Raw genomic sequence first — 16,158 nt, 5'->3', positions numbered from 1 at the left:
AAAGGGAATAGAGAATGGAGTCGACCTAATTCACTCGTTGCAAAACTTTGACGATATTTTTTAAGCATATCGAACTCGGTAAAATCTAAACAAGGTTCGATTTCTGAGATTTTTTGTATCTTTACCATGTGTTTTTATTTTAGATTACCCCCGTTTTGGCCGTCAAACCGTTTTTTGGGGGGAATGCTTAAAGATACAAAAAAGGCAACTAACTCGCAATGAAGTAGTTGCCTTAAATTTTATTATTTTAGGAATATCCCTTCGTAATCACATATAATAAAAAGGGAGGTTGTTCTGCATTTTCTAGAACAACCTCCTTTTTTGGATTCTTATTTTCTATCTTATTTGTTTTTATCAGTCAGGCAGTTGATCATATTCACTACCAATTTACCTGCTATCGGATCGGTTGTAGCCTTTTCCGTGCACATGGTAGAGATGATGGCTTCTCCTTTTCCGTCGCTAATCTGCAACATTGTCAACCCGCGCATGGACTCGATACGTTCAATGCGGTCTTCCGGTTTGCCGCCGTCAATGTATGCATGGATTTTCATCTGTCCCGCCAGTTCGGTAACATTCTTATGCCGGTGAGCTTTCAGGGTAGCGTTACATGCACGTGGAATCTCCCGCTTATTGTTATTGAAATAGCGTAACTCCAGCACATCGATGCCATTAAAGACCGGAGCGTCATTGCGTTCCATGATTACGATATCTCCTTCTGTCGGGATAATCCAGCCGGTGATATATTCAGGGTAGATAGCTTTGACAGTCTCTTTGCTATTGAGGAAGAGTAATTGTCCGCCTTTCGCCTGATAGGTACGGATCAGTTCTTTTTCTTCATCGGTGCAGGATGTTAAGCCGGAGATGACACAGAGGTCGGCTTTTAATTTGCTATCCAGCATTTCTTTTACAGAAGAAACCGATTGACAGTTGATGTTCAGGAAGTCGAATACGTTCTTCGTATTATCCTTGTCCAGCAGTACGATTCGTTTAGTGTTGTCTACCTGACCGGCATTCCACTCTTTACGGCTGAGCAATAATTCATATTCATTGGCGGATACGGGCAAACCGTTTTCTGTGAGCTTCAGTATCAGTTTGGCCTTTGTCTTGTCGGCAGGTAAGCAAATGGGCAGTTGGATAGTAGGTTCAAAGTAGTAGTGCTCGTAATGCTTCACAACCGGAACTTTTTCTTTTCCGCTTGCCAGACACTTGCCTGTCTCGTCCTGTATTTCCCAACGGAGCAGTGAAGGCTGCAAGTCCGTACCGTTTTCACGGTCGTTTACCACATAAATGCGTGTAGGCAGTTTCTCGCCGGCATATAGATTGCGTCCCCACAACTCTGCACTGACCAATACGGGTTGCAATGCGCGTTTCAAAGCGTAATAAGTAGGATACGGCTCGATGTTCTGATAGTCATACGTTTGACGGAACCATGTCATTAGTGCAAAGTGCATGATACCTGAAGCCTGGTCGTTGGAACGGCGTAATGTTTCTGCCAATTCTCCCGTGATGAATGCTTGCGTTTTCAGGAATGAGGCAGGATCCGCCCAATCATAAGCCTCGTAGCCAATCAAGGCATAAGGATTTTGGTGAATGAGTTGGTAGGAACGGGTAGGATGTCCGGTTTCATTGTTGGGATAGCCCGTAGACATTTCCTGGCTGATGAGAGGACGGTCGGCCATTTTGAACTGCTTTTGGAACTCACCGTTGAAGAAACGGAAGAGCGAGTAGTCATACCAGTTATAATAACCGTGCATATCGTCAATATCGCCATCATCAATGCTGTTCATAAAGTCGGCACCATATTTCTTATCTTTGTTTTTTGCCTGATAGTTGGAGTCGAAGCAGATAGGACGAGTGGGGTCGATGCGTCGCATCTCTTTCACTACGTCTGAGATAATGCGGTATTTTTCTTTAGCACGTTCCAAGTTGCTGTCATTGTCGTAGAACTTCATCTCATTATTTACCGTCCAGAAGAGCAAGGATGGATGATTGCGATATTTCTTCAACAATCCCAAGAACTCGTTGCGCCACATTTCCAACAAGCGACGGTCGGGAATAGGAGTGGAATGGATCATCAGCCACGACCATGTACCTTCAAATGAGACGCCGATACCGTTACGGTCTGCAGCCGCCATCCAAAGTTTGTTCCACGGAGTGGTGTGGGTACGGGTCACATCAATATTTCCGGCTTTCATCAGTTGCATGAACGTATTTGCCAGATTTTCATCGTTAGGTGCCAATGCAAAAGGAATGTGGTTTCCACCGCGCAGCCAGTACTTATTGCCGTTCAGGTAGAAAAGTCCGTTCTTTACTTCAAACGTACGGAATCCGGAAGTTTCTGTCAAGCAATCCAACTCAACCCCTTTATCTGTGACCAGGCGGAACTTGAAATCGTACAGATTGGGGTGCTGCGGTGTCCATAAACGAGGCTTCAGATCATTTACGGTGTAAGTTTCCATTCGTTCTTCGCCTGCGTTGAGACGCAGTTTACGTATGGATAAGCCGGAATAAAGTACCGCACCTGTTTCTTTGTCGATAATATCTGTATACAGATTGAATTGTTTCTTTTTACTGCCATAGTTCTTTAGGGTGATGTCGAAGGTAGCGCCATTCAAAGTAGGCTTTATGAAAACATCCTCTACCTTTGCAGGGTCGGTAATACTCAATTTCACCGGTTGCCAGATCCCGGCAGGTTCATCTCCGTAAAAACCGTGCGGAATTTCTTTCAGGAGCGCATTGTTGTCTACTTCCACTTTGGCATCTTCTTGTTCGCTTTCACGTACGGAAGAGTAGAAGAAATCAATGGCATTTGCTGATTCGGAGGTACTTCCGTCCATTTTGCGCGTCACTTTGACAGTAATCAGGTTCTTGCCGGGTTTCAATAAACGGCTTCCATCTACCCGGATTTCACCGTACATACCTACATGTGAGGTAGCTAATGTTCCGTTGATGTATATTTCGGCAACTTTGGAGACTGCATCGAATGTCAATATCAGGTTTTTGCCTTCTATGTCAGAGGGTAATTCCAGCCATTGACGATACCAGGCATATTTTATCCGGTGATAATCGAATGTATAGTTTTCGCAACGCTCTGTTTCTTGCTGATAGTAGGTATCAGATACGCCCTTAGCTTGCGCTCCGGTAGGTGAGGGCATTGTTTCACCGTGTAGCCAGATACGGATGGGAGTCCAAAAGTTCGGTACGGACATGATGTGCCAGTCCTGATCGTCCGTTTTTGGGGAAATGGCTTTATCTTTATTGTCTAGTTGGTAGTCCGGCATGAAAAGCCAGTTGCCATCCAGCGTGATGTCAGTGCGGCTTCCGGTGAGTGCCGCTAGTTTTACAGGTGTGTAGTCAGCCCGTTCCTGACGGCGTTTGTTCTCTTTCTCTGTCGGAGTCGCTTTTTTCAGATATTCCGCTATTTTTACGTTTTTCAAGGCGTCGTCTGTCATCGGGGTTACGACGAGATCGTCAAATTCAGTCTCTATCCATCCTCCGCCTAAAGCAACTTCGCCCGATGGAACGAGGTTCGCATTTTTGTCTATCAGGTCAATGCGGGGATGCTTCTCGTCATTAAGGAATACTCGAATACGGTTGCCGCACACTTCTACTTTCATGCGATACCATTCTCCCGGTACAGGATGGAATCCTAACGGGCGGACTCCCATAAATTCATCTGTTCCCATATATCCGGTACGCATCAGGTAAAGGTCGTCTTGCAACCCTCCTTTGATACCTACTACATATCGGTCGAATCGGTTGTAATTACGGAAGCTCGCCCATATCTGCACTTGTTCGGCATCTTCAGGGGCACGGGCTTTGAAGGAAAACGAGTAATTTGTCCATTCGGGATTACCGAAGAGAGCGTAGGAGCCTTTGGAACGGAATACATTATCGGCAATGCTGCATGTTCCTCGACCTACCACTTTCAGTGTTTCTCCAGTATTAGAGAAATCATTTGTCCATGTCGTATGGTTTTGCGCCTGTATGCCTAGGCAGAAGAGTCCGCATGTACAAGCTAAAAATGCTTTGCTAATTCTGTTCATGATATTATGAGTTAATATTAATTTTATATAAAGATAGGAGGCGACGGTAAACATTAGGATAAAATATCACTTAATGTGTAATTAATATCCGATTAAATTGTACCTGCTCTTGCTTTTTGTAGATAAATTTTATATCTTTATAGATTTGCGCTTTGCTAAAAAGAAATGGTTGCCTTATAAGGTGCCATTTGTCACACTATAAAGTGCCATTTGTCCCTTTATAAGGTGATGATAGTCACCTTGCAAGGTGACCACTTCTCGGTTGCATAAACGTATCTTGTTTTTCGTACTGCAAATCTTTAGTCTCCGCACTACAAAGTCTTATGTAATAAGGAGTTTTGGACAAGAACCACTGAAAAGCCCTACCGTAAATGGAAGCTTTTAGACTTATGATTTTACGGTAGGGCTTTTTTAAAGGCTCTCTTGCCAGGATATATTCTTTGCAGATATTGAAAGATATTAATTCTCTACGAAGAATATGATGTTCTGAGTTGAATAGTCGGTGTTGAAGACTAGTTTGAATTGGACATTTCCACCGTCTTTGGGCGCAGTCACTTTAATTTTAAAGTTGTCCGGATCTGTTACGGTGAAGTAAGAACCGCAATCGCCTTCTGTGTTTAATTTGAGTTCAGCTCTTCTTTTGCAGAAATATGTCTTGCAATAGTCCGTTATCGCTAATCTTCCTAATTCATCGCTATATTTTACTAATGCAGGAAGTCTTGTTCCAGTGAGTTTGTCGGGGCCTCCATAAACATCCCATGCGCAACCGTTTCTCCAAAAAGCTATATTTCCGAAGGCTTTTCCTAAATCATATTCTTCACCTGCTACAAGTTCCTTCAATTGAGAGTGTGCTCCATTAGTCAGATCTTTTACTTTGATACTATATCCCGTGCTTATCACACCTGTGGCGTTTGGATTTTTGTCATAGTTCAAATAAGTGATATTATCACCCGGATTGAAAGTCGGGTCTTTGATGAACCACCGTTCTTTACCTTCAGATTGTACTTCACCTTTTCCTGCATTAAATTTCCATGAGAACTGAATACCGACTTTATCTTTGTCACCGCCAAGTTCTGAAGGCTTTTTGTTCAATAAGTTGTATTTGTATAACTCATTGTCATTCTTCACTGTTAGTGTGCCGTTCTCAGCATTCCAGGCGAAACTGCCACCCCATTTTTCTGTTACATACAGATTTTGGTCTCCTTCATTCATAGTGAATACAAATTCTGCATCTGTTGGCTTGAAGTTGTATAGACTACGGAAATCAATGTCTGTGAAGTGATAGCCGTTTTCTGTGTCGTATACACCGGGGATGGCAAAGTAGTTACCATAATAAAGATCTCCTTTGGGTAATTCTTCAGGTTTCTTGTCTATACCACCTTTAGCATAAATCATCACTTCCAATTCTGGTTTCTTAGTCGGATTCTCTACCACATAACTTGCTTTTACATTACCAACATAAATTCCTATTTGCTTGCCATTGTGTTCAAAGTTCTCTTTATCCGTCCCTTCTTCATTCATGGCGAACAGGTTAGCGTTCTCTATACCTTCAGTTTGAGGACCTACTAATAAGTAGCTTTTCTTATCATTTGCATCGTAGTAGAGGCAAACTTCTCCTTCAGCTAATTTGCTTTTTTGGTTAATGTCTGAGAGAGTTGTTGTCATTTCAATAACTTTCCAACTTTCATCGGGTTGTTTAGCACCCAGTTTCCATGCTTTGGATGCGGTGACTCCCAAGCTTTCCATGCTAGTCTGGCTGTTGCTTACTTCGATGACTTTCGTACCTTTATAAAGACTCTCGATATCGCTTAACATTTCTGTTGCTCCGGATAATTCGATACCACTTTTAGCGGTGCTTTCATCTTGCGAATAAACCAGGATCTCTTTTGAGAATTCTTCTTCGGCTACGGTATATGTTACTTTCAGTTTTCCTGTTTTGTTGGCACTTGTAGCTGTTAATATGCCTTCTTCAGTCACAGCAAAAGTAGTGTTAGGATTCTCAATCAATTCATAATTCACTTCTACGGTCAAATCCCCGAATCCTAGTTCATCGACAAATTTTACTTCACCGGATTCTCCGAATCCCCATCCTATTGCCTTAGTGAGATCAAGGCTTTCGGTACTGATGAATTTGAGCGATTCTGAATCTTGGCAGTGTTCACGGGTATCACGATAAGCAAACTTACCTTCAGACGCGTTGTATGAAGTCGGTTTCACTACAAAATAATTGGAACTGGTCGTTGTTTTATCCAAAGTGATTTCCAATACGGCTCCATAATACTCTGCCGGCATATCTTGCGGAGTGAGTTCTACGGTCAGAATACCGTTTTCGTCCAATTTGCCATTGTTAAGAGCTTCTACCAGCAGTTGAGGAACCGCCGCACGTGTCAACTTCAACTCGTGTATATCTGCACAGGCAAAAGTCGCTTCGGATAAGTCTATATCTTTAGGCAGGATTTTGAATTTGGCAGTTGCAGTATGGGCTGTCACTACCTCTCCTTTAGTATTTGTGTAGCTGGCAGCTTCCAGATATTCATCTTCCTCAAAAACGAATTGTTTTTGGAAAAGGATAGAACTGATGCCACTAAAACCACCACCTTGTATCGGAAGAATGTAGTTCTCTCCGTAAATATAGATAGAAAGTGTCTTGTTTTCTTTGTTTTCGGCAAGAATAGGGGTTTCCTTGTTTACTGTGATGTTGGTCTGTATCAATGATTCGGTTTTTTGAATGTAGATGTATCCATTGCTCTTGTCATAGTACAATTGATCTTTTTCTGTGCCGGGAATTTCTTTTTCAGTATCTAACTCCAACACTTTGTTCCAACCTGCTCCCTTATCACTGCTGTATCTCCATGTGCCATCTTCTATTTTAAATTGATAGAAAGGAGTTGCTTTGTTCGAAGCTTGCACATACAGTTCGTCACCGTTGCTTAATACGATTGTATACTGTGACTGGTCTTCGCTGGGATACCAACTTTGTACTGTCAGATTAGCATTCAAGGCAGCTTCAATCTTTTCCTTGAATCTTTCCATATCAGATTCAACCGTTGTGATGCGGTTGTTTAAGCCTTCGATATCGTCGTCATAGTCCTTACAGGAAACGACTCCCGTTCCTAATGAAAACAACAATGCTCCATAGAGGACGTTGTTTAATAATCTTTTGTTCATCATAGGTAAATTTTTAGTTTAATAATTATTTTACTTTTCTTTATTTCTCTGCAATAATCTCCACATAATTCAGGCTGATGTCACCCTCGGATACTATCAGATTGAAGTCTGCATAGCCGCGTGTGTCACGGGAATAAATAGCTACCTCGGCTTCTTCCCAAGTTCCGCCCGTGGCAGGAAGGCTTATGCTTTTTGTCATTGTATCACCGATCAGACAAGATATGGCAGCTACAGTATTGCTGGAGTAACGGAACCGAATTGTATTCTGTCCGCTCCTGAAAGGCAATTCTTTCCATTTTAACGTGTTCAATCCTTCTGCGGTAAGGTTGGTATGCCATCCACCGCTGTATTTGCTGTCCTCACAACGTTTTACTACAAATTGCTCGGGGGCATTTGTCATCTCTTGCTCCGTTAGTGATGTCTCAATCTTATTTCCGGAAACAGTTCCTTTGTAACAGAAGTCACAAGCTTCCGCTTCCAGTCTCTGTTCCATAGGGAAAGGATGATTGCCGTATTTGCGGAGCAGATTGATACGTTGGTTCGGGTAGTCATAGTAGGTCCTGTCCTTACTGCGCCACCAAGCCGCATTTTCGGCTACATCGGTAAATCCTTCAAGAAAGACTAAGTCGGGTTTCATATTGAGGAAAGACTCAAACATTTTGGTGGCAAATTTGCCGTGATCTGCATCGATGAGTTGATAATTGGGACGGCTTCGGTCACCTTGTACGAATCCCGGACATCCGCTGCCTACTTTAAAACCTTTGAAGTTGTAAGAAGGGATATAGGTATTGTAGATTAAGTTTTCGTTATACACGTCTTCTGACATATCCATAGTAGGAACGGCAAACCAGTTGTGAATACCATCCAGATAGGGACAATCTACCAATGAGTAATCACGGTCTGTCCATTCGCGTTGAACGATAAGGAAAGGGCGTACACCGAATTCTGTGTTGAAGTCATCGCTGATACACTTCAGAATGTAACTCAGCTTACCATTGTATGCATCCGCTTTGGTATGGTCAAGCCCGGTAGTGCTGACATACTTATCGGGGTATTTAGTCATTAACTCGCCAAGATAGCTATCTTGTAAGAAGCCGTTAGGATTCCAGAAGAAAATGACCGGACGTCCGTTTATCTCAAACCAATAGTCGCGTGGCATATTTTCAAATGCCGGCTTTAGGTTGGTATCCCAGATGTAGTAATAGATTTCTTTACGAAACTCATTACCTGGGCCTTTCTGGTCTTCTTTTTCCGGATCGAGGAACAATAGCGGATAATGCGAACCTTCTACTCGTGTGCCATCTTTAAATGGTTTGCTGTCGTAACCATATCCTAGAGCAGCGTTGCGTGCTGCCGACCATGAAGCCGGAGTATCATCAAAGATGGCGATTTTGAATTTATTCTCCAGTCCCTTACGCTGGATGGCTTCTATCATCTTAGGGAGCAGTGCGGGACGCCCGTGGTCTACACCACTTGCTTCACCGCGACAGTTCATAGCAACGTAGTCCTGACCGCTATAAGCGATTTCCTCCACAAAATTATCCCACCAATCCGCTTCGGTGATTGGGGAAGGATAAACCTGCTTTTTCGGCTCTTCAGCTTCTGGGGTCGCAGGTGGTTCAGGGGCTATCTGGTCAGGATAGGCAGAAGCTATATAACGATAGAACAATGAGCGATTATACATGACGGTGCTTTGAGTGAAAGGGATATCCATCTTGGTCCGTAAATCCCCTTCAAATCCTGCCAATGTTCCCAATTTGTAAGAACGAACTATTTCCTGTTCGGTTCCCTGCTCGCCTTCTCCTGAGCCTCCGCCAACATTTTCCGTATTGTCATCCGAACATGAGTAGCAAAAAGCTCCCAAGCTTAGCAGGCATATATATTTAAAATATTTATTTCTCATATTTCTTTTAATTATTAAAAAGTTGACATTTACTTAGTTCTTCTTGAATTGTTGGCGGGTAATTTCCAGATAAGTCTTTCCATATCCGTTTCCATATCCTTCTACCGTAGGCTCAATGAATGAATTGAAGTTATACTTGTTGTAAGAGTCGATAAAAATCAGTCGGTTACGTCCGGCATTCATTTTGGCAACATTGCACATTGTACGGTAAGTAGCGGGATCTTTTGTTACAATCGGGGAATTACCGATGGAACCGCGACCGTCCTGAACCAACTTATTCCATGCCGGACCTATGGTAGGAATGAATTCCATGCTTCCGTTACCGAAGCTGGGCAATGCAGTTTCACGATTGTATTTCCAGTTCTGGTCTATCATTTGCGGATACATATAGGAACGGCTCACTTCACTCTGATCGTACATATTGCGGCTAGCTACTGCGTCTACTTCTCCTTGCATATAGAAATACTGATAGCGCATTTGGTTACACCACACATCGGCACTTTCCACTACAATGTAAATGTCGTAGCCGGTAGCCTCTTTTACAGCCTGGCGGATTCCGTCATACATCGCTTTGGAATCTTGCGCGTAGATTTCACCTGTCTTGTTTTTGATATAAACCATCGGCCGTGTACCTCCTACTTTATAATAGCTTTCATCGGAAAAGAAACATTTACCGATTTCACTAAAGAAATTGTTGAGCAATTGCTGGCGAGTATATTCCACACCATTGTATGTTTTTCCGGCAACATTTTCGATACAACTGCTTGAAGAAAGTTTGGGAGGCAGATCAACGATAGCGTTCCAATTGATACCAGCTACGATTTTCATCGTCTTCAAATCTACGAAATCTCTGCCTGGCTGTCCCATGTGCGGCATAGGTAACTTGTTACCACCTCTTCCTGAACGTCCCAGCATCATGGTAACGAACAAGGAGTCACCTCTACTGAGTCTAGTGCCGGGACCTTGGTTGAGGTCTACGCCTACTTCGGGAAGTATCATAAAATCGGCTCCCGCTTCGATGCAGTCATCTACGTGCTGTTGAATCATGGGAATCATACGGAAACTCTGACTGCTTGCATCCGGCTGCAAGAAACCTTCCTTTTGTGATTCGGGCATTACTTGGGGAGTCAGATTATTATAATAACTCTTTGCACTGAGTTCTTCGTCTGTCAGAGTCAAAATCTCCCAACGGGTAAAATTAGGATCACCGTTTGGAATACCGGTAATATCGTTTCCCCTGTTGTAGAAAATTCCTACCTGATAGTCTTCGGTGACAGGTATTTCCGGAATCTCATAATTCAAGAAGTGATCGTCAATGCTCGGTCCTTCGTCTTCTTTGCACGCGGCAAAAAGGAGTAAGGCAATAGAGCAAACGGTAGTGTATTTCATTAGTTTCATAACTTTCTTATGTTTATTTTATTAATTGTCTTCTTTTATACGTATATATCCAATACTTGCCGCCAAACGTTCTTCTCCTTGTAGATGGGAGTATTCAGGATAGTCTTTGAGGACATTCTCATAAAATTCTTCCAATGTATCTCCATACCAATGTGCCACCATCTCGTTGTTGTACATCAGGTATCCTTCTTTCCAACGGTCGTATAAGCCTTCTTGGTTGTATGGACCGCCAATGCCCAAAGGAGTAAAGAAGTTATCGTTGAAATTATTGTCGGGACGAGGAGTCTGAGATGAAGATTGCAGCATGCGGCAGGCTTCGCGGTAGTAGTTCATGTTCCAGTTACGTTCATCTATAGGATATTGCAAACGTTCGGGAATGGGGTCGAACAGGTTGGCTCCATAAGTTCCGTAATTGTTTTCCGGATTATTGTAAAAGAAGGGTGGGAATTTCATTACGCGTGTTCTGCGCTCCAGCGTCCATCCGGCAAATCCATTAAAGTAACTGGCAAAGTAGCGTTGTTTCCATACCTGTTCCAAGTTATTCTTGTAGCCGCCTTTTCCATTGATATCAGCTTTGTAGAAGTTACGGTAGTCATGACATCCCAAACCGTTAGTGTTCCATTTGATACCGTTACGTTCCATATACTCGGAGATACCTGTAGTAACACCGTACTCGTTCATGGAAGCGTTAATGCCGTTGTAGTAGTACTGTTCTGCACTTTGCGGTAATGCTACGTTCACGCCCCACTCGTCTTTGCGCAGTTGGATTTCAGCTAGCATGAAGTTCACTTCCGCACACGTCAGTAGTTTCACGGTAGCGTCTTGCTTGATGAAGTCGCGTGGCAATAAAGCGTAGGTATATCCTTCGATACTGACTGACGCCGTAGAATAAAGGCTTTGAAGGTCATTGTTGTGCTCATCTTTGCCTACAAGCCATCCGCTTGGTGTCTGTTTCATTTCGAAACGAGGTAAAAATGGGACTCTGTAAGATACCTGTACGAATTTCTTTTCTACTGTCGACCATAAAGAATCTCTTACTACTGCACGATGGTCACCCGAATCGTCGTTGCGGGATGTTTGCGCATATTTGCTCAGACGGGGATCGCCATACGAACGCATATAACAGAAGAAGTATTCATTCATAGCAGGATAGGTCAAACCACCGAGCTCAGTTTCCAACTTAGTCCCCAGATCGAATTCTTTCAGGATACGTTCGTAGTATAAAGAAACATCGGAGTTGGGGTCTGTTCCGTAACGTCCCACAGCATTATCGCTATTGGAAGTGAACAAATAATTACGGTTGGTTTCATTCAATGCTTTAGCCATTTGTTCACGTGCCAAAGAGATTGCTTCAGGACTTTTTTTCATGTTCATCATGCGGATAGCTACATCCAAACGCAACGAGTTGGCAAATTTGCGCCATTTCTCGATATCACTTTCACCGCCTGCACCGGGATAGAAAGGGTCTTTCAGCATTTTTTCACCGCTAGGGTCGAATGTCTCTACTGCTTCGTCCAGCCAACGGAGGATTTGCATATTTACTTCAGCTTCGCTGTTATAGTAGTATACGTTTCCGTAAGTTTCTTTACAAGCGGCGTCCATAGGCACCGGTCCCCAAGTGGCAGTTAGTACAGAATAGAGATATGCTTTCCATGTGGTCAATATTGCCCAATAGTTTCCGTTGGAATCACGGTCATATTTTTCCTCCATGATGGCTACGTCTCCTAAAACCTTTTTATAGAAGTTATAGAATCTGTCTCCTATGTTGTCCATGCTTTTGGGAGCCGTCCATGAAACTACATAACGTGCCATGTAAGCATAGTGGTTGTAGTTCATTTCGGACAGTACATTCAATGACTTATAGATAGTTCCCGGAAATATCTTTTGAATGTCGATATCCTCCATATAAAGTTTGTTAGGATTCTGATTCGTTGCATCGAAACTATCCACGCACGAAGTAGCCAGGCCTAACATAGCTGCTGTACATAATGTATATAAGTACTTTTTCATTGTTGTTGCTGTTTTTTTAAAAAGTTATCTTAAAGTCGAAACCATAGGTGGAAGTCGGTAAATTGAAGCCTCGTTCCAAGCCTTGTTGGATACCCATAGAAGAAGTAGCTTCGGGATCGATACCTTTTGGAGTCTTTTGGTGGAGAATAGCCACGTTCCTGCCCACAGCCGAGATTCTCATAGACTGTATGAAACCTATCTTTCTCAACCAGTTTTTCGGGATGTTATATCCTAAAGAAATCTCTTTCAGTTTTACGTAAGAAGCGTCGTACAAATATAACTCACCGTTTCTACCGCTATCGTTAGTCCAATAGTCAATCGGCTGAATCCAGGCTTGACAAGGCTGTCCGGCGAGTCCCGGTACGGAAGCGTCATAAACGGCTCCGGGGATATTCATACCTTTGGGGCGGGAAGCGTCCATATAGATGTTACTCATGCCGTTGGGTACATATTTGGAATCCAATGTACCAAGATAGCCTGTCTGGTCATCTTCATTTAGGATTAATTTGGAGAATAAGTGTTCTTCGCGTCCTCCGAGCGACATGATTGTTCCTGCGTTACGGGAACCTATAAAAGCCGTTTCTGACCAAACGTGTCCACCCATACGGACATCAAACAGTGCGGAGAATGTGAGGTCTTTCCAACGGAGGGAAGTTCGGATACTGCCTGTCCATTTGGGCTCTACGTCCGCAAGGAATTTGGCTTCACCCGATAGGGGACGACCGTTGGCACCTACCAATACTTGGCCTTGCTCGTTTCTTTTCCAAGGCTCACGGCAATAAAGGCTTACTAGTGGCTGACCTTTGACAATGCGTAGTTCCACACTGTTTTGTACAGTAGTCAGGGTCATGTAATCCATACCGTTCGCCAATGAGACAACTTCCGAATTGTTCTTTGCCCAGTTTAAGTCAACTTTCCATTCCCAGTCTTTGTTTTGGAAAGGAGTGACACCCAATGTCAATTCATATCCCCAGTTCTTTACCTCACCGGCATTGAATAACGCTTCTCCGTATCCGCTCACACCATTGATAGTGGAAGTTAGGATTTGGTCTTTTGTATTCTTATTATAATAAGTAAAGTTTAAAGAAACACGGTCTTTCAGGAAACGAAGGTCAAAACCGGTTTCGAAAGAGGTCGTGCTTTCCGGTTTCAGTGTATTGGTCTTGCGCTTGTTTTCGCTTTCAAACCATGCCATATCTCCTAAGTAGGAATTGTTGTAGTTAAAACCGTTTAGTAATTGGTCGAAGCCGGTATCGTTACCTACCTTAGCGTATGAAACACGGAACTTGGCATAAGACAACCAGTCCTTGGGAATGCTTTTCACTAGTTCTGTCAATACAAAGCTGGTTCCATAAGAGGAATAGAAATAGGAGCGGTTGTCAGAGGGTAGGGCTGATGACCAGTCATTACGGCCTGTTACATCCACATAGATAAAATCCTTGTACCCTAAACTGGCTGTTCCGTATATAGCCTGTTTCTTTTTAGCATTGTATTCCGGCCATGTTCTGATGGTAGCGCCATTGTTTGTCAGAGAGACAAAGTCTTTAGTCGCCAATGTACCGATTTCTGAGTTTTCTTTTTTAAAGAGGAAGTCTTGCGCATTGGTACCGATACTGGCTGATAGATTGAAATCTTTCCATGTCTTGTTGTAAGATAGCATGGCTTCGTATGTATAGTTACGTCCTTTTTCTGTAAACTCTTTGTAGAAACCGTCAGCGTCTCCCGGAGTATACATATTGCGGAATTCATAACCTTGCTTCATGTTTAAATCGAGTGCTGCCTTTAAACGTAATTTCAAGTCGTTGGTGATTTTGTAATTCAGCGTGATATCTGCCAATAACCATTCACCCTTATCTTGATTGGAAAGTTCGTTCAGCATCCAAACCGGACTTTTGAATAAAAGAGAGGTCGGTTTGCCGTTTTCGTCTTTCCATGGATACATTTCGCCGACAGATATGTCACGTGGCATATTAATCAGTGTATAAATAGGGTTACGGTCAGAGTTGTTGCGGTATGAACGGTTGTTAACGTGTTCATGAGTATATCGTCCGTTCAAGTCGACATCTAATTTTTTTGTTAGTTTGATATTGGTTCGTACATTGAATGAGTTACGCGTTAGATTATTCAAACCTTCCAATACATCATCACTACGTAGATTTGTATAGCCGATACGAGTTGCAACATGATCTGTAGAACGTTCTATGGAAACACTGTTTGTCCATGCATAAGCAGTTTGATACATGGAAGTCGTGTTCTCCGGAGTAGGAATATAGGATTTTATTTCTCCGTTACGACCTACCACTTGCATTCCTAACATCGGCATACCCCATGAGCGTTCACCGTAACCTCCATCCAGTCTGTTTATACCGTAAGGAAGATTGGGGTCATAAGGTACTTTAATATCGTTTGCAAATGTATTGGCTTTATTGTTTTCAAATTGATTGATGTGTCCGCTACCATATATATTTTGATATATGGGGTATTGGGAGAACTCGGTAAATTGTACATTGGTAGAGTAGGTGACTCCCCATCCCGAACGGTTGCCTGCTTTTTTGGTAGTAATCAAGATTGCACCGTTGGCTGCATCCGAACCATAGAGTGCAGAAGCATTGGCACCTTTCAAAACTACGATGTTCTCGATATCATCAGGGTTGATGTTGTTGGCAGGGTTACCATAGTCAATTTCACCATCTAATACATTATTAATAATAGGTACACCGTCAATAACGTAAAGTGGCTGGTTGTTACCTGAAATGGAGTTGGCTCCACGAATTCGTACGGTGGCGGATCCTGCCGCACCGTTGGAGATCACTTGCAGTCCCGCTACTTTACCTTGCAGCATATTGACAAAACCCGCATCTCGGGTTTCGGTCATATTCGCTACATCCATCTTTTGAAAAGCTGTAGAAAGAGATTTTTCATCCCGACGCAAATCCATTGCTGTTACTACGGTTTGCTCCAGCATGACGGCATCTTCTTCCAATGTCACGTTTAATACATTTTTCCCTTTTGCTACATTGAATGACTTGGTTTTAAAGCCAATGTAAGAGAATTTTAATACAGCGCCACTTTCAGGAATCTGAATAGAGTATTTACCATCAAGGTCGGTTATTACACCTTTTGTACCGCCTACTATCACAACGTTGGCACCGATAATAGGCTCACCTTGTGCATCGGTCACTGTTCCTTTTAACGTTCGGTTTTGTGCTTGTATGACCGAAACACTGAACAGCATCAAAATAAAAATGAGACTTTTTTCATAATATCTCATGTACTTAGAAAATCGTTGTTTCATGTTTTTCATGAATTTATTTATGAGTAATCACTAAATTAAGAATAGTCGGATGAGAGGAGCCTGAATCATATTTAAGCTCATCATACAAACTAGATTAAGGGTTTCTTTCTTTATTCATAATATATTTATCATTAAGATTAATTTTCTGCAAATGAACTAAAAGACAATAAAAAAAAGAGGGTATTTGCAATTAATCGGGGATTAAAAAACGATTAAATGTGAATTAATCCTTTATTTTTCTTATAATCATACTTTCGTTTGATTATGAGGGATGAGAAGCAGGGATTAAAAAATCCCTCTCACTAGATTTCATTGTTTTATGTTTCAATGAAAAAGTA

Annotated in this window: 6 protein-coding genes and 1 pseudogene; all 7 read right to left on the bottom strand. The window is 42.5% G+C overall.

What is annotated here, in order from left to right; translation table 11 throughout:
• Positions 1–128: pseudogene (locus tag BACFIN_RS21400) on the bottom strand (transposase); the annotation flags it as partial.
• 213 nt (positions 129–341) lie between these two features.
• Positions 342–4,046 carry a glycoside hydrolase family 2 gene (locus tag BACFIN_RS17675; protein ID WP_032839044.1) on the bottom strand — a complete coding sequence of 1,235 codons (3,705 nt, stop codon included), beginning with the start codon at positions 4,044–4,046 and terminating at the stop codon, positions 342–344.
• Between the two features lie 459 nt (positions 4,047–4,505).
• Complete coding sequence (locus tag BACFIN_RS17680; RefSeq protein ID WP_007748347.1) at positions 4,506–7,217, bottom strand: hypothetical protein; 2,712 nt, start codon at positions 7,215–7,217, stop codon at positions 4,506–4,508.
• A gap of 37 nt (positions 7,218–7,254) precedes the next feature.
• Positions 7,255–9,117, bottom strand: a complete 1,863-nt coding sequence (locus BACFIN_RS17685; protein WP_007748345.1) for a DUF5010 domain-containing protein — start codon at positions 9,115–9,117, stop codon at positions 7,255–7,257.
• A gap of 33 nt (positions 9,118–9,150) precedes the next feature.
• The gene (locus BACFIN_RS17690) at positions 9,151–10,515 is read right to left on the bottom strand and encodes a glycoside hydrolase family 71/99 protein (protein WP_007748343.1); all 1,365 of its coding nucleotides are present in this window, start codon (positions 10,513–10,515) and stop codon (positions 9,151–9,153) included.
• Between the two features lie 21 nt (positions 10,516–10,536).
• A complete protein-coding gene (locus tag BACFIN_RS17695; protein ID WP_007748336.1) occupies positions 10,537–12,525 on the bottom strand; it encodes a SusD/RagB family nutrient-binding outer membrane lipoprotein in 1,989 nt (662 codons plus the stop codon).
• A gap of 16 nt (positions 12,526–12,541) precedes the next feature.
• Entirely contained in the window at positions 12,542–15,820 is a 3,279-nt protein-coding gene (locus BACFIN_RS17700; RefSeq protein ID WP_032839041.1) for a SusC/RagA family TonB-linked outer membrane protein, read from the bottom strand.
• Positions 15,821–16,158 lie beyond the last annotated feature (338 nt).

Source organism: Bacteroides finegoldii DSM 17565, from assembly GCF_000156195.1.
Classification (GTDB): domain Bacteria; phylum Bacteroidota; class Bacteroidia; order Bacteroidales; family Bacteroidaceae; genus Bacteroides; species Bacteroides finegoldii.
This window is presented reverse-complemented; position numbering and strand designations above follow the sequence as displayed.